Source organism: Sphaerospermopsis reniformis (assembly GCF_005402885.1).
GTDB lineage: Bacteria > Cyanobacteriota > Cyanobacteriia > Cyanobacteriales > Nostocaceae > Sphaerospermopsis > Sphaerospermopsis kisseleviana.
In genome coordinates this window covers 1-20007 of sequence record NZ_BJCE01000092.1, presented here as the reverse complement: position 1 = coordinate 20007, position 20007 = coordinate 1, and the positions used below count along the sequence as shown (strand labels likewise).

At 39.3% G+C, this 20007-nt stretch carries 13 protein-coding genes; 4 read left to right on the top strand and 9 right to left on the bottom strand.

The window, feature by feature from the left end; all coding sequences use genetic code 11:
- Window positions 1-3084: CHAT domain-containing protein (locus FFR48_RS14215; RefSeq protein WP_137667802.1), on the top strand; the 3084-nt coding region annotated here is incomplete at its 5' end.
- A gap of 54 nt (window positions 3085-3138) precedes the next feature.
- On the opposite strand, the gene FFR48_RS14210 is transcribed toward FFR48_RS14215, so the two are convergent.
- Window positions 3139-4050 (bottom strand): DUF928 domain-containing protein, encoded by a 912-nt coding sequence (locus FFR48_RS14210; protein ID WP_236104072.1) that lies wholly within the window; start codon window positions 4048-4050, stop codon window positions 3139-3141.
- Window positions 4051-4352: 302 nt separating this feature from the next.
- Here FFR48_RS14210 and FFR48_RS14205 point away from each other — a divergent pair, with 302 nt between their 5' ends.
- Window positions 4353-7994, top strand: a complete 3642-nt coding sequence (locus tag FFR48_RS14205) for a WD40 domain-containing protein (protein WP_137667800.1) — start codon at window positions 4353-4355, stop codon at window positions 7992-7994.
- Window positions 7995-8148: 154 nt separating this feature from the next.
- Here the strand turns inward: FFR48_RS14205 and FFR48_RS14200 are convergent, their stop codons facing one another.
- Both FFR48_RS14200 and FFR48_RS14195 read right to left on the bottom strand, forming a co-directional pair.
- The gene (locus tag FFR48_RS14200; protein ID WP_137667803.1) at window positions 8149-9621 is read right to left on the bottom strand and encodes an MBL fold metallo-hydrolase; all 1473 of its coding nucleotides are present in this window, start codon (window positions 9619-9621) and stop codon (window positions 8149-8151) included.
- 210 nt (window positions 9622-9831) lie between these two features.
- Window positions 9832-11298 carry a hypothetical protein gene (locus FFR48_RS14195; protein ID WP_137667799.1) on the bottom strand — a complete coding sequence of 489 codons (1467 nt, stop codon included), beginning with the start codon at window positions 11296-11298 and terminating at the stop codon, window positions 9832-9834.
- Between the two features lie 259 nt (window positions 11299-11557).
- Here FFR48_RS14195 and FFR48_RS14190 point away from each other — a divergent pair, with 259 nt between their 5' ends.
- Complete coding sequence (locus FFR48_RS14190) at window positions 11558-11863, top strand: Nif11-like leader peptide family natural product precursor (RefSeq protein ID WP_137667798.1); 306 nt, start codon at window positions 11558-11560, stop codon at window positions 11861-11863.
- A 317-nt stretch (window positions 11864-12180) separates the two neighbouring features.
- On the opposite strand, the gene FFR48_RS14185 is transcribed toward FFR48_RS14190, so the two are convergent.
- From FFR48_RS14185 to FFR48_RS14170, 4 genes are all read right to left on the bottom strand, one after another.
- Window positions 12181-15477 (bottom strand): type 2 lanthipeptide synthetase LanM family protein, encoded by a 3297-nt coding sequence (locus FFR48_RS14185; protein WP_137667797.1) that lies wholly within the window; start codon window positions 15475-15477, stop codon window positions 12181-12183.
- A 204-nt stretch (window positions 15478-15681) separates the two neighbouring features.
- The gene (locus FFR48_RS14180) at window positions 15682-15981 is read right to left on the bottom strand and encodes a Nif11-like leader peptide family natural product precursor (protein ID WP_137667796.1); all 300 of its coding nucleotides are present in this window, start codon (window positions 15979-15981) and stop codon (window positions 15682-15684) included.
- 356 nt (window positions 15982-16337) lie between these two features.
- A complete protein-coding gene (locus FFR48_RS14175; RefSeq protein ID WP_137667795.1) occupies window positions 16338-16679 on the bottom strand; it encodes a Nif11-like leader peptide family natural product precursor in 342 nt (113 codons plus the stop codon).
- A gap of 55 nt (window positions 16680-16734) precedes the next feature.
- Window positions 16735-17061 (bottom strand): Nif11-like leader peptide family RiPP precursor, encoded by a 327-nt coding sequence (locus FFR48_RS14170; protein WP_137667794.1) that lies wholly within the window; start codon window positions 17059-17061, stop codon window positions 16735-16737.
- Between the two features lie 315 nt (window positions 17062-17376).
- Between FFR48_RS14170 and FFR48_RS14165 the strand changes: the two genes are divergently transcribed.
- The gene (locus tag FFR48_RS14165; RefSeq protein ID WP_162501885.1) at window positions 17377-17550 is read left to right on the top strand and encodes a hypothetical protein; all 174 of its coding nucleotides are present in this window, start codon (window positions 17377-17379) and stop codon (window positions 17548-17550) included.
- 13 nt (window positions 17551-17563) lie between these two features.
- Here the strand turns inward: FFR48_RS14165 and FFR48_RS14160 are convergent, their stop codons facing one another.
- A complete protein-coding gene (locus FFR48_RS14160; protein ID WP_137667793.1) occupies window positions 17564-17887 on the bottom strand; it encodes a Nif11-like leader peptide family natural product precursor in 324 nt (107 codons plus the stop codon).
- A gap of 696 nt (window positions 17888-18583) precedes the next feature.
- Window positions 18584-19699, bottom strand: coding sequence for a quinone oxidoreductase family protein (locus tag FFR48_RS14155; RefSeq protein ID WP_137667792.1), 1116 nt, complete (start codon window positions 19697-19699; stop codon window positions 18584-18586).
- Window positions 19700-20007: the final 308 nt, after the last annotated feature.

Here is a 20007-nt window from a genome sequence, read left to right as displayed (position 1 = left end):
ACTGCGGGTAATATTTTTAGCGCTGGTAATGGTTATGATTCTGGTAATATTTCCGTAGAAAGTACCACTGGTGAAATTAACTTAGGAAATTTGCAAAATTATAATAATTATGGTTTTAGTTCTACTGGCGACGTAAAATTGTTTGCAAGTGGTAACATTACTGCGGGTGATATTGTTAACGGTGGTAATGGTTATGATTCTGGTAATATTTCCGTAGAAAGTACCACTGGTGAAATTAACTTAGGAAATTTGCAAAATTATAATAATTATGGTTTTAGTTCTACTGCCAACGTAAAATTATTTGCAAGTGGTAACATTACTGCGGGTGATATTGTTAACGGTGGTAGTGGTTCTCGTTCTGGTAATATTTCCGTAGCAAGTACCACTGGTGAAATCAATTTGGGCAATATTAACGCCAGAAGTGAGGACGTTATCAGTGGAATACAAAAAACAAAGGGTTTTGGACTAGGTAGCGTCACAATAACTGCTAACAATGGTAGTATTAACACTAGGGATATAAATTCTGATTGGCTGGGTGGAGTCACCCTGAATGCTAAAAATGATATTACTTTCGGTAATATTGATGCTTCACTATTTGATGTACGGGAGGGACTCAATTTTACTGGTGGTAATTATCTCAGTGGTGGAGTTAAAATAACTGCTGATAATGATAATGTTATCACTGGTAATATTAACCACTCTACCTTTTTCTCAATTAATAGTCTTGTGGTTCAAGGTCAAAGAATCACCCTAACTAACGGTGGGGTAGCCATAAGTGCAAGAAATAATATTACAGTTGGCGATATCAATACTTCAGGAAGGGTTGTTGGTCTCACTGGAGATGATCAATTTACCAGCGGTAATGTGAAACTAGAAACCACCAGTCCAGCAGGTAGTATCATTCGTTTTAATAGTATTAATACCACTGCAACAAGTGAAATTGAAGGTAGTGTCAAAGGTGGAAATGTAGAAATCCTCACTAATGGATTAATACAAGGAACAGGTAATACCATTAATACTGGTGAATTCTTGATATCTAATGGCGGTGAGACTGCACTTTCTAGCGGCGGTACAGTAACAATTCAACATGATGGTGGACCCAATAATCTACCATTTACTATAGGTGCTATTACAGCAAACGGCATGACAGGGGCTATTAATGCAGGTGCTGATGCGATTATCTCTTCTGGTAGTTTTCCAGTCTTGCCTAATGGGGGAGCAGTAGGTAATACACCTAGCAGAATCACTATTAATTCTGTCAACACCCCACCAAAACTAACTGTTACCTCTCCCATCGCCTTAAATGCTCAACCAGGTGTACCTGTTGATTTCACCTTTACAGCAGAAGTTGAAAATGTCAATCAAGATAATCTCACCGTCGTGATTGATGCCATAGCGGGTACACTCAGGCGTGGTAATACTGTGTTAGCGCCTGGAGATATTCTGACTATAGGCGAAACCCTAAATTATACGCCACCAGACAATATTACTACCAGCGGTAACGTTGAGGCTTTTAGGATCAACGTTAGTGATGGAGTTTCTTTTTCACCAATAGCAACCCCTATCGCTCAAGTAGTGGTAACACAACCACAACCACAACCACAACCACAACCACAACCACAACCACAACCACAAGAAGAAAATATTAAAGAAATTGTCCGCCAGACAGAACAAGGGACTAGTACGGTATCAAATACATCTTCGTCTGTTCAAACAACTGAAACAACTGAAACTAATGAAACTACAGAAGATACTGATCAGATTCAGATACAACAAGTAACTGGTACGCAATTAGATAGTAATACTATTTCTGAACAGATTGTTGATTTAGAAAATGATTTCAGCAATACTTTTGCCAATCGCTTAGGTGTATCAGCACCTGAAATCACAACAAGAGAAGATGCTATTAAGAAGGTTCGCCAGATAGAAGAAACTACTGGTATAAAACCTGCGTTAATCTACCTGAGTTTCGTACCTGTGGAAACCTCCCTTAACAAAAACACTCCGACTAAAGTGTTAGACACCAAAGCCGAGAGGAACAATTATGAGTTAGAAATATTAGTAGTGACTGGTAAGGGAGATCCCATCCGTAAACGTATATCTGGAGCAACTCAAGGTAAGGTTTTACAAGTGGCTCAAGAATTTCGCAATCAAATAGTCAATCCCCAAAATCGCCGCCGCAATGGTTATTTAAAGCCATCTCAGCAACTTTATGATTGGATCATTGCTCCTCTAGAGGCAGACTTAGAAGCAGAAGGTATTAATAACTTAGTCTTCATCCCAGATGTGGGCTTGCGTACAACACCTATAGCAGCCTTTCATGATGGTAAACAGTTTCTCATAGAAAAATACAGTGTTGGCTTAATGCCTAGTCTGAGTTTAACCAATACCGTTTATACTGACATTAAAAACTCGCAAGTGTTGGCTTTTGGAGTGTCCCAAAGCACTCAGGGACAAACCCCATTACCATCTGTTCCTTTTGAGCTATCAAAAGTATCTCAACTCTGGTCAGGTAGATCATTATTAGACAAACAAGCAACTTTAGACAATCTGAAAACCACCCGTCGTCAACAACCCTTTGGTATTCTTCATCTAGCAACCCATGCTGATTTTATTCCCGGACCGTTGAGCAATTCCTATATTCAATTATGGGATGACAGGTTACGCCTAGATCAACTCCGGCAATTACAGTTGAATGACCCCCCGGTGGAGATGTTGGTGCTAAGTGCTTGTAGAACTGCTCTGGGTGATGAAGAAGTAGAAATTGGCTTTGCGGGTTTAGCTGTACTCGCAGGGGTGAAAACCTCTATCGCCAGTTTATGGGCAGTTAACGATACCAGTACGGCAGCGTTAATGACAAAATTTTATGAATCTCTCAAGACTGCTCCTATACGTGCAGAAGCGCTAAGAGATGCCCAAGTGTCTATGGCTCAAGGAAAGATTTATATTCAGGATGGTCAGTTGCGGGGTTTAGAAGAAGTCCCCAGTATAGTCTTACCTGCTGAAATTACGGTGGGAACTGATGAACAACTGACCCATCCTTATTATTGGGCTGCATTTACCATGGTAGGTAGTCCTTGGTAGTTTTAATTGCTGTGCTGCTTGATGGAAGCAGCACAATTGAGTTCCAACTGATTATTAATTTTCGGGGGTACAACAAGATAAAAGCGGCTCCTGAGCTACTGCTTGCAGGTCTACTGATGTCAGTAAATCTATCCAATACTTTTTAACTTGGGAATCATCAGGATTTTGGCGACGTAAATTAGCTAAAATACTGACCGCATTTTCCCACAATCCAGCAGTTGCATAAAGCACTACTTGTTCTAAAGGTTGGGTACTCTGTTTTATCTGGTAAGAGAGGTTGTCATTTGTTACTAAGTTAATTTTACCGTCTAAGTACAAATCTTGATCACGATTAGCAAAATCACAAACCATGGAAAACCCCCAGGTATATTGTTTCTCTGGTTCTAATGATGGTTGATCAGTAGGTATAGTGATACTGACAATACCTCCCTGTGTCACAGATTTAATAGTCTTTTTATACAAGGTTTTATCGTTTTCATTATCCCACAAGACAAATTCCAGTCCTTGTAGTGGTTGAGCAGTTTCAGGAATGTAAAAGAAGAACGTGGGATGTGGCGATACAGTCTGTGCTTCGTTGTCTGTAGGTATTAGGGCTACAGCATTCTTGCTGTTTAAGAAGCAATTTCCTCTGGTTGCAGCTGCTCTTAGTCTATTAGGTCTCCCTGGTACAAAGGCAATTAAACTGCTGTCTGTTTCAATGTAACTACTGACATTCCTGATTGCAGCTTTTGCATGGCTATCATCAGGACGTAGTTGCAGTGCTTGCTGGAAATATTGTAAGGCTCTGCGGTAGTTTCTCTTTGCAGTTTCTCTATAACCAAGTTGCATATACTGGTCATAATTTGAAGGGGTTTGTGCTATGTGAATTGGTTCGTCTGTGGCTAACACCTGAGTCTGATGAACAATATCTAAGGGTAGGGACACCAAACCGGCTAAAAACACCACTGTCCAGAGTTTTAGTTTCATATAATACATATACTGTAAGTTAACTGAGGGTGAGCCACAATACAAGCATGAGGATTACCAAGTATAATACTTAATTTTCGCTCTTAATGTTCCCAATTTTGCTTATATAGAGAAAAAACTCTAGGAGTTTTTCTTTCTAAAGATAAAAAACATCACTTAGTTTGTGTTTTTATTTATGGTAAGATAGTATAAATGTTTATTTATCATTATTCAATGAGATTGAACTACCGTAAGCTTAAATGCCTTTGGATAAAGAATACTCCTAATTAGTTTAATTGAATTGTAACGTAAATTTATAAATTATGGATATTCAACAAGCCTTAGTCTTTGTTGATACTTTGATTTTTGAGAAAACAGGTAAGCATCTCACCGATGTGCAACGACTACTTCTGTCTTCGTCTTTATCAGATCGGCAGCTACGTTACCATGATATCGCCAAAAGCTACGGTTATTCGGTAAATTATCTCAAGCAAGATATTGGACCTAAGTTATGGCGGTTGCTTTCGGAAGTGTTTGGTGAAAAGGTGAGTAAAACCAATTTTCGCTCCGCCTTAGAAAGAAAATGGTATCAATCAGATAACACTGTAATTGAACGTAATTTACCTCTCCAAACCTTTACATATAAGGTGAAACCAACGGAAGATTTATTATTGACAAATGGGATTCACACCCGTATCAGTGAAACGAAAACATACCAAGACTGGGGAGACGCACCTGATGTCACGGTTTTCTACGATCGCACTCAGGAATTGGATGCACTAAAAAAATGGATAGTTAATGATGGTTGTCGTTTAGTAGTCTTGCTGGGAATGGGAGGAATAGGTAAAACCCATCTCAGCGTCAAGTTAGGACAAGAAATTCATAGTCATTTTGAATATTTGATTTGGCGATCGCTAGTTTCGGCACCTTCTTTACAACAATTAATACTAAATATACTAAAATCTTTAACTCAAGGAAAAGACAACAATTTACCCATCAGACTTGAGGAGCAAATTTCCACCCTCATGCAAGTTCTGAAAACCAAACGCTGTTTATTAATCTTGGATAATGCTGAGACAATTTTGCAAAGTGGTGTTTTAAGCGGTCAATATCAAACAGGTTACGAATATTATAGAAGCTTTTTTCAAGCTTTAGGACAACGTCAGCATAACAGTTGTGTAATCTTAACTACGCGAGAAAAACCCCAAGAAATTAGCTTAATGCAAGGAGACACCCTACCTGTACGCTGTCTAAAATTAGCAGGATTAAGTTTGGCAGCAGGACAGCAACTCTTACAATTAAAAGGATGTTTTTTAGAATCGGAGGTATCCTGGCAGAAGGTTATTAAACAATATAGTGGTAATCCTTTAGCCTTGAAAATAATTTCGGTAATTGCCAAGGATTTATATGATGGGAATATTTCGGAGTTGCTCAGAAGTAAATCTTTAGTAATAGGGGAGATTAATGAGGTTATAGAGGAACAATTTAATCGATTACCTCTTGGTGAAAAAAACTTTCTATACTGGTTAACTATACAAGAAGACCAAGATCAAGTCAATTTGAAACTTGACATTCCAGGAATTTCACCGCAAAATATCATTGCAAGTATTCGCTCGCTGTTGCATCGTTCTCTCTTGGAGAAGAAAAACAGAAAATTATTTTTACAACCAGTTGTGAGGGAATATATACAAAACAAAATAATTGAGATAATCATAGAAGAAATACAGAGCGAAAAAATAGAATTATTAAATCAATATCCTTTACTTAAATCCTCAGCCAAAGAGTATATTAAGCAACGTCACATACAGGTATTTATTCAACCTTTGTCAGAGAGGTTGTTAAGCTTATATAAAAATCTCAAGAACCTGGAAGTGAAATTGCAAAAAATTCTGGTCAATCTGCGTGATAACGCTACTTTAGAACCTGGATATGCGGCTGGAAATATAATTAATATTTTATGTCACTTGCAAATTGAACTCACTGGCTATGACTTGTCTGAGCTAACTGTTTGGTCTAGTTGTTTACAAACAACTAATTTACAAAATGTTAACTTTAGTTATACTGATCTGAGTCAATCGGTATTCGCCAAACAGTTAACCAGCGTTTTATCTTTGGCTTTCAGTCCCAATGGTAAATTACTGGCTACAGGAGATGTAAATGGGGAAATTCACTTATGGCAAATTGATAATGGTCAGGTAGTTTTTAGCTGCAAAGGACACGCCGGTTGGGTACATTCTATTAGTTTTAGTCCCGATGGAACAACACTCTGTAGTGCCAGTAGCGATCACACTGTGAAATTGTGGGACGTGTTTGATGGTAGTTGTCTGACAACCTTAACAGGTCATCATCAGCGAGTGCGTGCAGTTGTTTTTAGTCCTGATGGTAGGATGATTGCCAGTGGTAGCAGTGATGGTACAATCAGGCTGTGGGATACTAACACTCGTCAATGTTTCCAGGTGATTTTAGGCCATGAAAGTTTTATTTGGTCTGTTGCTTTCTCCCCCGATGGTAGGATGATCGCCAGTGGTAGTGAAGATAAGAGTGTTAAACTCTGGGATGTGGACACAGGGGAATGTCGGCAAACACTACTAGGACATGATCGGTGGGTGCGATCGCTGGCTTTTAGTCCCGATGGTAAGCGGTTAGTAACTGGTAGTGGCGATCGCAGCCTGAAAATTTGGGAAACTACCACTGGTAAATGTGTAAGAACATTGACAGGACATACTCAAAGAGTGCGATCGGTAGCCTTTAGTCCTGATGGTCAGCTAGTAGCCAGTGCTAGTGGTGACCACACAGTCAGATTGTGGAGTCTTGCTGATGGAAAATGCTTGAAAAATCTCCACGGTCATAATAGTCTTCTGACCTCCGTAGTTTTTAGTCCTGATGGCGAAATCTTAGCCACTGCTGGGGAAGATCGCTCTGTACGACTATGGGAAGTCAGTACAGGTAGCTGCATTGATATTTGGCAAGGTTGTGGTGGTTGGATTCAATCGGTGGCCTTTAGCCCTGATGGTAAAATCCTAGCCAGTGGTAGTGAAGATAAAACTGTCCGATTGTGGAATCTGCAAACAAATGAATCTTCAAAAACTCCACCTGATGCAATGGTTTTACAAGGACATCAAGGGTGGGTGTGTTCTGTAGCTTTTAGTCCTGATGGCAAATATCTAGCTAGTGGTAGCAGCGACTATACTATAAAGCTGTGGGATATCCATACTGGTCAATGTCTCAACACCTTGCAAGGACATAGCCGCTGGATTCGTTCAGTAGCCTTTAGTCCCAATGGACTAACCCTAGCCAGTTGTAGTGGCGACTACACCATTAAATTATGGGATATGATTACCGGAAACTGCCTAACAACTTTCCAGGGACATCAAGGTTGGCTGTGGTCTGTTGAATTTAGTCCTGATGGAGTAATTGTAGCCAGTGGTTCTGAAGATAAAACTATTAAACTATGGGATATTACCACGGGTAACTGTATAAATACCCTAGTAGGACATACTAGCTGGGTACAAGGAATTTCTTTTAGCCCCGATGGTAAGTTTTTAGCAAGTGCAAGTTGCGATTGTACGATCCGTTTGTGGGATGTGGCTACAGGAGAATGTCTCAAAATATTACTAGGACATACTAGTTGGGTGCAGTCAGTAGCATTTAGTCCTGATGGCAAAATTTTAGCTAGTGGTAGTTGCGACCAAACCGTAAAGCTGTGGAATCTGAATACTGGTAAATGTCAGCAAACAATATTAGCCCATCAAAGTTGGGTGTGGTCGGTGGCTTTTAGTCCCGATGGTAAGATTTTAGCCAGTGGGGGACAAGATGAAACTATGCGACTGTGGGACATTCACACGGGACAATGTTTACAGATATTGAGAACAAAACGACCCTATGAAGGGATGTGTATCCAAGGCGCAACTGGTTTAACGGATGTGCAAAGAGAGACGTTAAAATATTTAGGCGCTGTGGATTAAACTGGATTAAATTAGTCTCCCTTAACAATCCGTGTTTACCAGCCACGACACCAAATTTCATGTAGGTACAAGGGCGGGTAAAGATACCCACCCCACAAGAGTTTTATCATTCAATCTGTACTTCAGATTCGGTGCAAGGTGCTGTGAGTAACCGTCAATGAACTTTCTGCTTTAATTTTACCAGGGTATTCCCCATACGCATCATCAGTTGTCTGGGTTGGGTGCTTTTTGGCTGATGATCATTTCCCTGACGGCATTGAGCAATTTCCTGATCTAAGATGATTTTAAATAGCTCGTCATGAGGCAAAATAAAAGCCAGGGGATCGGAAATTAGTTTTTCATCTGGACTGAGTTCTTCTTCAGGTTTAATTATCCCTTGAGCAGTTGGTAAGTATATTCTTTGAAAGCGGCGATAATAACCACCCAAAAATGCATAATCCCATCCCTTAATTCTTTTGATCATCCCATAAAGACTTGAAGCAGTAATATAAGTAAATAAGTTGGCTAAGGGATTCCTACCTTCTTGAGCCTGAATGTTAGTTTCTGAAAAAACAAAATTCCAGATTTTAGATTCGTCAGGGAAAATAACTTCTAATTGGTAAATTACCTGCCATCGACAATGTTCTAAAAACAGTAAGTCCTTGTTTGTGTTAATGAACTCAAGCAGATCACCGCTAATCTTCTGGATAATTGTCTCTTTCATATCATTGAGACTATAATTATCAGCATTGACATCTATCATGGGATTGCCAACCCGTACAGGTGAAAAATCTAAATCTTCTCTTTCATCTCTTTGATCAGAAATCCGATTAACAAAGTTGCATTGTCCTTTTAGGTGATTAAATTTGTTATGTTCAAAAGCCAACACATCACCAGGGTCTAGAGCAAATATATTCTCACCTATTTGAGGACAAGCCATTTTGACATCATGACAAAACCTTTCTCGCGTCACGGGAAAAACAATTTTATTTAGCCATGAAGCACCTGCATTATATCTAAAACCATTAGCACCAGGAGCAACGGCTTTAGGCTGTAGGTTACTAATGGTCTTGAGTATATGACTATAGTCAGAATAGGGAAAGGACAAATTTAAGTTTGTCTGATAGTTCATCTCCAACATGGGTTGCCATTCCGCCAAGAGAAAATCTATCTTTTCATAGCGAGATTTAACTACGCGAATAGTATCGAGACTGACAACTGTATCAACTTGATTCCAAAAACATCCCGATTCGTCGGCAAAAATGATGCCATATTCAGGTACTCTATTTTCGGAACGGGTTGTTAGTAAACTCGTAGCACCGAATTTTACTGTATTAAAATCCCGTAAAGGATAGATGTGTGAATATCCCAATTTCCGCAAGCATTCTTCTATCAACTTGTCTTCTGGAATGAGTACATCCACAGTTTTTGGTAAATATGCCAGAGAACGAATATGAAAGTGATCTAAATGTTGATGGGAAATAATTAATAGATCAAAATCGGGAATATTCTCATGAATTACCTCTCTTTTAGGGCATACATCAAACAAGGATTCTTGGTGAGGGTCCCAGAGAACCGGATCCATCAAAATTTTACAGTCTTGTGTTTTTACGAAAATAGAGGCATGGCCAATGAAGTGAACTTCCATATTATTATCATTCAATTATAGGACTCGTATTTGATTTGTGAAATTATCAGTGAGGAAAGGGAACACACCCAACACACAAAAAACAATCAAATCCAGTTCCCTGCCCTTACAAGCCCCTTACAAGGAGAGGGTTAGGGTGGAGTCAAACAATGTTGATACACTAATCATGACTTTCCAAACATCCTCTTAGGATTGGATTGCTATATATTGCTAGTGTTTGCTTTGTGCAATTTTTTGGGATAAGATTAAATTTGCCATCTTAAGAGAACGATACTTTTCAGACATGGCTTGGTAATTTTCTTCATCTCCCATCTGCCGATAAATTTTCGCTAGAACCTTCACAGGTGGACTTAATACTGGCATTAATTCGCTGACTGGCAGAAAATGTTCACAAGCCTGTTTTAAATTGCCCTGTTTAGCGTAGATTGTCCCTAGTAGTGAATGAGCATGACCAGCACTTATCTCATCTTCTAATGCCGCCTGCAAAAATGTAGTTGCTCGCTGCGTATATCCTGCATATAAAAGCAGTTGACCTAAAATCAAGTCAAGTTTTGGGTGTCTATTACCCATTTTTTGATTATAAATTTGGTGGTGCTTGAATACCTGGCGAAAATTACCAAGTTTTCCCGATAAAATACCTAACATCAAGTGAGAAATTGCCAACTCCTCTGGAGTGGTTTCGCTGCTTTCTAGCTGGTTTTCCAATTCTTTCAAGTTATTCTCGTCAAATTTTAACTCCCTACTATCTAATTGGCAAATAGAACGCAGGACGTTGTGACGATAATTAACATCTAAATCCCCTGCTTTGTTTTGATAGGATTGCACAAGTTGACTGTTAGTTTCTATCAAGCTCAGTAGATAGTAAGTTGCAGCACATTCAGGGAATTTTTCTAGTTCTTGAATACAACCCTCTCTCGCAGCTTCAGTATTTCCTTGTCGCAATTTCTCATCCATGTTAAACAAGCGTGAGTAATGGCTAGAAAGTTGGTTATCACCTTGCCATAAAGCAGCAAGGTAGTCCGCAAAGAAACGATAGCGTAAAGGTGTATAACCACTACTAACTGAACGAGTTAGTGTCACAAAATCCGATGTTAAAGGCAATTGTTTTAAAACAGTAAATACTGCTTGAGGATCGATCCAGGGTTCATCTGCGGGTAATTCAACGAAATAGTCAATATCAATATCAATGAGGCTGTCTGCTGGTAGTTCTAGGTTAACAAGATCAGTATATTGACAAGCCACCATATCTAATCCCAGAAGTTTGCCTGTTAACATATTATCGACCATCTGAAAACTCGATAAATCTTCGAGGCTAACTCCTTCCATAGATTCCAACATCCGCATAAATTCTTCAGGAGTTTTCCCTTCTCCATTTTCTTGATCATTTGGAGGAGGACCAACCCAAATCAGACGGGAGATCATACCTAATCGGTAAGCTGGATATAAGAAATCTTCAATACTATAGCTGTAACCCATATCTGGGAGAGTGTGATGGGGCTTCTCCAATTTAGCTAATTCAGCTGCTGTTCTACACTGCTCCAGTGCTTCAATTCTTTTCTGGCTAACTAGTTGAACGTCTATATGTGCGTCTAAGTAAATTAAAGTTTTACCTTGAATTCCCCGTTTTTTCCATTCTTGTAAGACAGAGGAATGCTCCTCAAATATTATAGGTTGCATGACTTTTTTGATTATGGTTGTGGTTGGCTCACATGATGATTGGATTATATAGCAAGTTCTATTTTAATTAAATGAACCGTGACAAAATATTATGCAATTAATCATGATACATAACTTTCCTGAACTTTCCATAACTTTTTTTTCCTCAACTCCTGAACTTTCCATAACTTATATAAATTGCTATAGGAACAAAAATAATTTATAAGAATATATATCTCACAAAAGATAACTTGATTAATTAGTCACTAGGAGATAGAAGATGTCGAAAGAAGCTGTTGAAAAACTATTTATGGCTGCTAGCGAAAATCCTGATTTGATGGCGAAGCTAGAAAGTGCCGATTCCTATGCAGAAGCTGTAAGTATTGGTGCTGAGAATGGCTTTAACTTTACCGAGGAAGAAGCGGAACTTTTCCTCGCTGAATACGGCCTCGATAAAGGATTAAATGGAGAGTTGTCGGAAGAAGATCTAGAAGCTGTAGCTGGTGGTGCAGTCACCCCTTACACACCTACGATCGCAAAGGTGACCTTTTCCATAACAAGTAGGATCCGGATCCGACGTTGGTAAGTTGTGAACTAGATTTTCCTACCCAGGATGTCAGTTCGTTGCTCAGATGAACTCACTTGAGGTGATTAATAAAATATTTCGCAAAAACAGGGTATATTATCTAGCTAGTATACCCTGGTTTGTACGTATGTTAAGGTTCGATCGCCATAGAATCCCTCTATCCGATACAAAAAAGCTAGAACCACGGAAAGATGAGGGTTTTACCCCTCATCCAAGGATAAAACCTGCTCGTTGTTTCTCTTCTGGTGCTCCTGTGTACACAGATTAACTTAGGTATAATTATTAACTTAATGTGTGATAAACATCAGATTAATCACTTATTCCCAAAGCAACACAGATGGTAACTGCTGAGAATAGGCTAATCTTAAAAGCTGGTAGCCGATACCAGATAAACCCTGAAAGAATCCCGGATTGATCATATGAGGGGAACCGTGAACACACAGGGTAAATCTTCCCTGAGAGTGAGCATTTTTCAGCACTAGAGCCGTAGCTTGATAAGCATTGGTGAGCAAATTGGGACAATTCAAGATTTGAGCCGCCACTAACAGGGTTTCAATTCTGCCAAAATTACCCCAACAAAGAGAGTCAACCCCCCAAATCATGTACTTTTGCGTAGTTTCCAAAGCGGTGGTAATTTGCTCACGAATACTCACCGTATCTAAAACCGATAGTCCCCCCAAGCGGGCTAAAGCGATACCTGCAGCCCCATGAGCCCAACTGACTTGAAATTTAGGTTCTGGTGAACGCAGATCTAACCAGTTTTGTTGTTCAGGGGAAAACATTGTTTGTTCATAGGCGATCGCCTCTTGAGCAGCTGCTAACCAGCGATAATCTTGGGTAACAGCATACAATCTTAGTAGAGCATAAGCAACTCCTGCAGCACCCTGAGAAAAACCTGTGAGTAAGCGATGCTCAGAAGTTTTCCCAGTTCTTGGTTGCTCCTGATTCCCCGTTTGATGGTTGAGTAAATGTTCCCCGCAAGCTATAGCCAATTCTAAGACTGGAGAGGGTGTAATTTTGTCCCCAGCTGCAAACAAGCTTAAAAGTCCGAGAATTGTTCCAGCAGTTCCCCCCACCACATCAAAAATTTTATCGTTTGTAATCTGTTCTGGAGTAATCAGAGCCGTGAATTGGTGCGCCTCATCTAGTAGGGAATGTTCATCAAGTAAGTCACTGATACGAACCAACCCATAGATTATGGATGCTATACCCCCAGCACCACCAATTCCTAACTCCTTGTGCAATGATTGGGAACTTTTATCAGATGTTAACCCTGGAACTACCTGACGGAGTGGGTGGAGGCTTTTTAAGGACAAGTCCCGCCATTGTGAATCACCAGTCACCTTAGCCAAAGCCGCCAGAAATAAGCTCACCCCCACACAACCATCATAAAGGTTTAACCCAGAATCTTGGATATAGAAGTTTTGATGACTATGGTCATATCCCATCCCCAGCCAAGCTATACTCTGATCAGATGTTGGCAGCAAATTCTGCTCAAAGGTGCGAGCAATCTTAACCGCTTCAGTTAACAGAGTTGCTTGTGTCAGCACATCCTCTGAGATTGTCCCGGTAAACGGACAGCTAAGGATATTGAATTGATCAAGGTGCGGCTCCTCAAGAAATCGTGAACACAGACAAAAAGCAATAACCCGGCTTTGAAACATTAAATCTGTTTCATCTAAAGACTTCACTCGCTGGATAACGCGCTCAAAACTAGATTTTTCTAGCAGATTATGAATAACATTACCATTGCATAAATGTAAGTCTCGACTGGAGGTATTCGCCCTGAACATAGGGATATCCATCTGCTCCATGTCCTGCTTTTCTGCTGCTAACATTCCCCAAAACTCAGGCTGATGAGAGTCTGTCAAAAACCCCCGACTTAATACATCTAACTTGACACTGCGAGCCATACCCACTTCCATAAAATCTGGGTGGTATAAGTTGCGCAAAATCGCATCATAGACTCTCGTATTACGAAACACTAGACGACACTCCTGATCAGCGAACTGCATCAAGGACTTGTTGTCACATAGCAGATGTTCTCGATGCTTCATCACCCAACGATACATCTGCTCAAATCCGCTGATAACCTGAGTAATATAACTTTTCGGCTCCACAAAAGTTCCGTTTAAAGTAGGTACATTGCTTTCAGCGGTAAACTTCACCGTTTCATAGTCTACCTTCATCCCATCAGTGTTGATGTGCCTCCATTTGGGGATTTGTATAGTTTGCTCCTCTACTTTCCCTAAACCACTCATATCAATTGACATGAGTTCATTGGCAATTAATATTTCTTTGGCGGGTAATAGAGCAGTACGCAATACAGAATCTGCCAGTTTTTGACTTATTTGGGGAATACTATCTATTGAGGGTGAAATTTTGATTTCTGGGTGTAGCAATGTTTCCATGTCAATCAGCACAGGATACTCACCACAAGCAATCAGGTTTTCATAGTGGCAGTCTTTCCCCTCTAAAATATGAATCAAACACATCAACATTCCCGATCGCTGATAAAATCGGCTTACCTCCTCCTCTGTGTCACAGGGTAAGGACTGAATATATTCTACCCAACCATGGGTTGAGTAATTTAATACCTTTGGTGATTTTAATTTGAGGTCAATTCCCTGTTGATTGCACCATTGCAGTAAATTACCAAAAGCAACTTCCAAACCTATGTCCCTGGGTTTATAAACCACTTTTAACCCAGTATCAAAGGTGAGAGCTGCTACTGTGCGCCCCCTCTTGTGACCATCAGACAATCCCGGCGCAATGTCCACAACCTGACTCAAGGGTTCATGGGGGGAAAAATACTCTTGAATTTCTGACCAATCAGTTACTAAACGGTTCAACAGTTCCGAGGTAGACTCAACCCAAAACTCAATGGTCATAGCCACCAAGCGACCTAAAACGCTATATTTCTCAAACAGCGACAGCAGCCCATCTTGACAGTGTTTGTGGATAAATGCTTGGTATTTATCCCGTTGAGAACTTCCTTTAACGGAAAGAGCAAAGAAGTCTCGAAAGGGATTTCCCGATCTGCGAAACTCGTTAAACTCCTGCATTAAAGTGGGCGCAAATACCTGACACAGAGATTCTAGTAATTTGCTTTCTAAGATAGTTTGGACTTGACTGGTGATTAAGTGGGTGTATTTGTCCTGGTCTGGGAGTGCATTCTTGAGCAAACTTCGCGCTACTTGCAGACAGGGAATATAAAAGTCTGCAAATGGAATTGGGGTTTCAGGAATTATGGAGGGTTCTGGTTTCCCACCGGAGGAGGAAAATTCTTGTGTAGCTGCAATAACTTGTTTTAGGATATTTGTCCATATAGGTAGGGTCTGCGGCTCAATACAATCATATTTAATAACTAGCCAACGAACTGTCTGTTCACTTAATCCATCCCATACCAACCGCCGGTGAAATTTTTCCCTATCTCCTTTAGCAGCTACCTCACACCATAACTCTAGTCTGCTTTCAATTTCTGCTTGCTCCTCTGCACTCAGATCATGATTAGTCACCTCATGAGTAGATATAGCGTTTAAACACTCTGATAAATTACTAGCTTTGATGGCGATCGCTTTGAGAATATCTGTAGATGAATCAGTTAATAACATAGGGTTATGCAAAATATAGGAATTACCTTAAAATCACCTTTAACTTTTGTTTACAGGTATATCAAACTGCGTAATTATTCTCAGTTGCTTTACAATGTAATTCAAGATTTTTATGTCCTATAGTATAACATAATATGTACATTGGTAACAGCAATATCTATTACTATTATTGTGTCACCAGATGCAGCTAATCTTTTTTTCTCCTCATTTTTTTCTGAATATGATCTTTATAGTGACGAAAATCAACGGTGTTTTACCACCAGCTACAGCCTCTAATTCTTCATCCGACAATTCTCCGGTAGTTTGATTTTGCTCAAATTCTGCTTGACGCTTTTGAATTTCCGCCCACAGTTCATCGGATGAGAAGTCATAACCCTTAGAGTTAGCTAACTCTGTCACTGCTTCCCGATCATTTTCAGCTTCTAAGGCCTTAGCTAATTCAGCTTGTAGAGCCTCGTCTTCTGAGATTTGATTGAGAAATTCTTCAACTTTTGTGTTTTCCATGAATTTATCCTCTTGATAATTTTGTTTAGGTTGTTAACTTATGTGAATTATTGACTACACTTAAGTGTTGTTAGTAAAGTCCCAAGTGGGAGTTTTAGCAACTGTTTTTTAATTCACATATTAGACTTCTCCGAAAAAGATGTAGGGACAATTCATGAATTTTCCCTACCAAGGGTTTCAGGTTATGCCTTTTTAATTTTCGGACAGGTCTATTAGACATTTTCCTTAGTTCATTGACACATTGATATCTGCATTGGTAACAAACAGCAATATCTATTACTATTATTATGTCACCAGATGCAGCTAATCTTTCATTCGACAGTTACTTAGTAAGTTATTGATGCGGATTTAGTCTCTTACCACTTAATTTTTGATACACCTATGCCCACACCAATACCCGCTAGACCAGCACCAATAGCTTTCGCTGCAAAAATAAAAGTAGGTGAGATCCCACCAGCTATAGCCTCTAGTTCTTCATCCGACAGTTCACCCTCAGCTTGCTTTTGCTCAAATTCTGCTTGACGCTTTTGAATTTCTGCCCACAGTTCCTCTGAAGAGAAGTCATAACCTTTAGAATTCGCCAACTCGGTCACTGCTTCCCGATCATTTTCAGCTTCTAAAGCCTTAGCTAAATCTGTTTGTAGAGCCTCGTCTTCTGCAATTTGGTTTAGAAATTCTTCAACTTTATTAACAGACATAATTCCCTATTTTCTCCTCAATTTTAATCACTACAGCCTGAAAAAACAGCAATCATTACCACTTGATTTTCGGTCCCAAATCCTTGCCTATCATATACCCTACCTTAAAGATGCCGAGAAAAAGAGGTGTTCCGCCACCAGCTACAGCCTCTAATTCTTCATCTGAAAGTTCTCCATCAGCTTGCTTTTGCTCAAATTCTGCTTGACGCTTTTGAATTTCTGCCCACAGTTCATCGGATGAGAAGTCATAACCCTTAGAGTTAGCCAACTCTGTCACTGCTTCCCGATCATTTTCAGCTTCTAAGGCCTGAACTAATTCAGCTTGTAGAGCCTCGTCTGCTTCAATTTGATTGAGAAATGCTTCAACTTTTGTGTTTTCCATGAATATGTCCTCTTGATAATTTTGTTCAGGTTGTTAACTTATGTGAATTATTTACTCAACTTCAGTGTTGTTACTGCCCCATCAATTAGGAGGTTTAGCAATCTTGTTTGATTGACATAACGCTTAAGGTAGATACTAAAACTACTTCAATGCCTAAGTCAATACATAAAAGTTCAGGAAAGTTCAGGAGTTAATATCTAAAAGTTCAATTTTAGAGTGTGTCATAATAGGAATTTGGTTTGGTTTCTGTTAATGGTGGCGTAGCCAATCCGTATCTATTTGTGTAGGCTCTTAATAGACATCTCCAGGAAATATATGAGCAGTTTTTATAACCCTTGTATAGATGATGTATGCAACATCTCTAAATCTCTAAATCAATTACTGGAGATGTCTATTGACACATTAATATCTGCATTGGTAACAGCAATATTTATTACTATTATTGTGTCACCAGATGCAGCTAATCTTTCACTCTATACTACTCCGTAACGTTACTTGTGCTTTACCATTTTGGTCTTGGTAAACTGGGAGTAATTGCAAAAGTTAACTTGATTGAAAGCTTTATAGTGGGTGATATACCACCAGCTACAGCCTCTAATTCTTCATCCGACAGTTCACCATCAGCTTGCTTCTGCTCCAATTCTGCTTGACGCTTTTGAATTTCCGCCCACAGTTCATCGGATGAGAAGTCATAACCCTTAGAGTTAGCTAACTCTGTCACTGCTTCCCGATCATTTTCAGCTTCTAAGGCCTGAACTAATTCAGCTTGTAGAGCCTCGTCTGCTTCAATTTGATTGAGAAATTCTTCAACTTTTGTGTTTTCCATGAATTTATCCTCTTGATAATTTTGTTCAGGTTGTTAACTTATGTGAATTATTGACTACACTTAAGTGTTGTTACTGCCCCATCAATTAGGAGGTTTAGCAATCTTGTTTGATTGACATAATGCTTAAGGTAGATACTAAAACTACTTCAATGCCTAAGTCAATACATAAAAGTTCAGGAAAGTTCAGGAGTTAATATCTAAAAGTTCAGGTTTAGAGGGTGTTCTAGAAATATTGACTTAGCCCACTCAACATAGGGGAGTTTACCAATTCCAGCCATAGCCTTGTTTTACAACCAAGATGATAAAGATAACTTTTAACTTGATGCCTAAGTGCAAACGATACTCAATCATTCCCCCATGAAAATATTAATTTTTATATCAAATCTTGTCTGAGTCCCATCAAAGGGGAAATTAGTCATCAACCATTGAGCTAGTTCAGATCAAATATGCCGTGAGATAATTTTTTGGTTATTAAATAGGGCTGGCTGAAAAAATGTAAAACCCAGATATATCAAAGGTTACAGACTGATAAAGCTGATAAACAGGAAAAAAGTGCAGGGGTTTTGAAGGGTATACCGGAAAAAGTGTGCATTTTTTGGGATTTCGAGAGATGGCAAAGAAATTTTTAAATTTAGTCCTGACTCCTAACCCCTAAGAAAAAGACTTTCAAGAGCAAACCCTAAATAATTTTCTTTGTCATTTGTAACGATATATAACTTTACCAAATCTATCTTTAGCATGGTAAGTTCTGGTGAAAAAATCAGAAATTTGATCACCGCTGCAAATAGAATCAATCACCACCGGCAACTTACCCGCTATATAATCTTGAATAGCATTGGCTAAATCATCAGTTTGTCCGAGACAGTTACCAATAATTTGAATGTTGTTGATCATGGCAATAGTCATGATTTCGGTAATTGTAGAACCTCGATATTCAAAGTTGCTAGAAGCAGATTGATTATACAAACCGCAAGTAATATATCTACCGCCATTAACTAATGTATTCATTAATCTGCCAAGATATAGATCGAAAAATGGATCGATAATACAATCAAATCCAGGAATCTCTTCCTGTATTTCCTGTGCTAGCACTGGGGAAATTAATTCTTCACTATTCAAATCAACTGGAATAACTCGTTTCACACCTAAATCATGAAACTTTTGGGCAAACTCTTTAGAAGTAGTTGTGACGTAAACATTAACATTATATTTTTGCAGAGCAGCGATCGCAAACAAGGAAGTATTAGATTTAGCAGCAGTAACTAAAATATTAGCACCTGGTGTAATGTTGAGTTTACGGATCATACTATAAGTTGTCTGAGCGCCAATACTAAAGCCAGCAGCTATTTCATCTGGCATTTGCTCAGGTATTTTTAGTAATTTCACCGCATGAAAAACTTGGTATTCTTTTGATCCGTGATTAGTTGGTATTCCCGCAACAACCCCCACTATTCCTGAATCTGGATACTGATTATTACCAATAACGCGATCGCCAACCGCTAAATTAGTTACTTCCCTACCAACGGCGACCACCTCACCCACAAATTCTGAGCCAATTACATAATAGCGATTATCTCCTAAATATGGGGCTGCTGTCAGCATAAAACCCTTATCACGGTAGTTACAAGAAAAAGCAATTTTCCTCACTAAAACCCGGTGTTTATTTTCTGTTAAATCAGGGTCAAAATCAATATTGGGTGTTTCTAGCAAACCCGCCAACAGAGGTATAGAATCTAATTCTATAGGAGAACTCCCTAGAATTTTAGCTTGTGATAAATGAAAATTATCACTACAAATAGCAAGATTTCTCATAAGTAGGTTGGTGTTGAAAATTGTCGTTAAGGCAAGGGAAAAGACTAGAGGCACTCAGGGAGCATCCCAATTTTGAAAAAATAAACTTAGCTACTCTGAAAACCCTCTAAAAATCTGTTCCCTTTGTGTCCTTTGCGTCCTTTACGGTTCAATCATATCAAGCTTGGAAGCATTTTCTTAGTTAGGGGTTGCTGAGAAAGTCTTTCCGTGAGGGCATAGGAGTCAGGAGTCAGGAGTCAGGAGTCAGGAGAAGATTTGAAAATTTCTTTGCCATCTCTTGAAATCCCAAAAAATGCACACTTTTTCCG

Bases quoted from the DNA above. Each gene is read 5' to 3' on its own strand.
- FFR48_RS14175 (WP_137667795.1), bottom strand. From the start codon at position 16,679: ATGTCTGTTAATAAAGTTGAAGAATTTCTAAACCAAATTGCAGAAGAC.
- FFR48_RS14170 (WP_137667794.1), bottom strand. From the start codon at position 17,061: ATGGAAAACACAAAAGTTGAAGCATTTCTCAATCAAATTGAAGCAGAC.
- FFR48_RS14185 (WP_137667797.1), bottom strand. From the start codon at position 15,477: ATGTTATTAACTGATTCATCTACAGATATTCTCAAAGCGATCGCCATC.
- FFR48_RS14205 (WP_137667800.1), top strand. From the start codon at position 4,353: ATGGATATTCAACAAGCCTTAGTCTTTGTTGATACTTTGATTTTTGAG.
- FFR48_RS14160 (WP_137667793.1), bottom strand. From the start codon at position 17,887: ATGGAAAACACAAAAGTTGAAGAATTTCTCAATCAAATTGAAGCAGAC.
- FFR48_RS14195 (WP_137667799.1), bottom strand. From the start codon at position 11,298: ATGCAACCTATAATATTTGAGGAGCATTCCTCTGTCTTACAAGAATGG.
- FFR48_RS14165 (WP_162501885.1), top strand. From the start codon at position 17,377: ATGAGCAGTTTTTATAACCCTTGTATAGATGATGTATGCAACATCTCT.
- FFR48_RS14155 (WP_137667792.1), bottom strand. From the start codon at position 19,699: ATGAGAAATCTTGCTATTTGTAGTGATAATTTTCATTTATCACAAGCT.
- FFR48_RS14210 (WP_236104072.1), bottom strand. From the start codon at position 4,050: ATGAAACTAAAACTCTGGACAGTGGTGTTTTTAGCCGGTTTGGTGTCC.
- FFR48_RS14180 (WP_137667796.1), bottom strand. From the start codon at position 15,981: ATGGAAAACACAAAAGTTGAAGAATTTCTCAATCAAATCTCAGAAGAC.
- FFR48_RS14200 (WP_137667803.1), bottom strand. From the start codon at position 9,621: ATGGAAGTTCACTTCATTGGCCATGCCTCTATTTTCGTAAAAACACAA.
- FFR48_RS14190 (WP_137667798.1), top strand. From the start codon at position 11,558: ATGTCGAAAGAAGCTGTTGAAAAACTATTTATGGCTGCTAGCGAAAAT.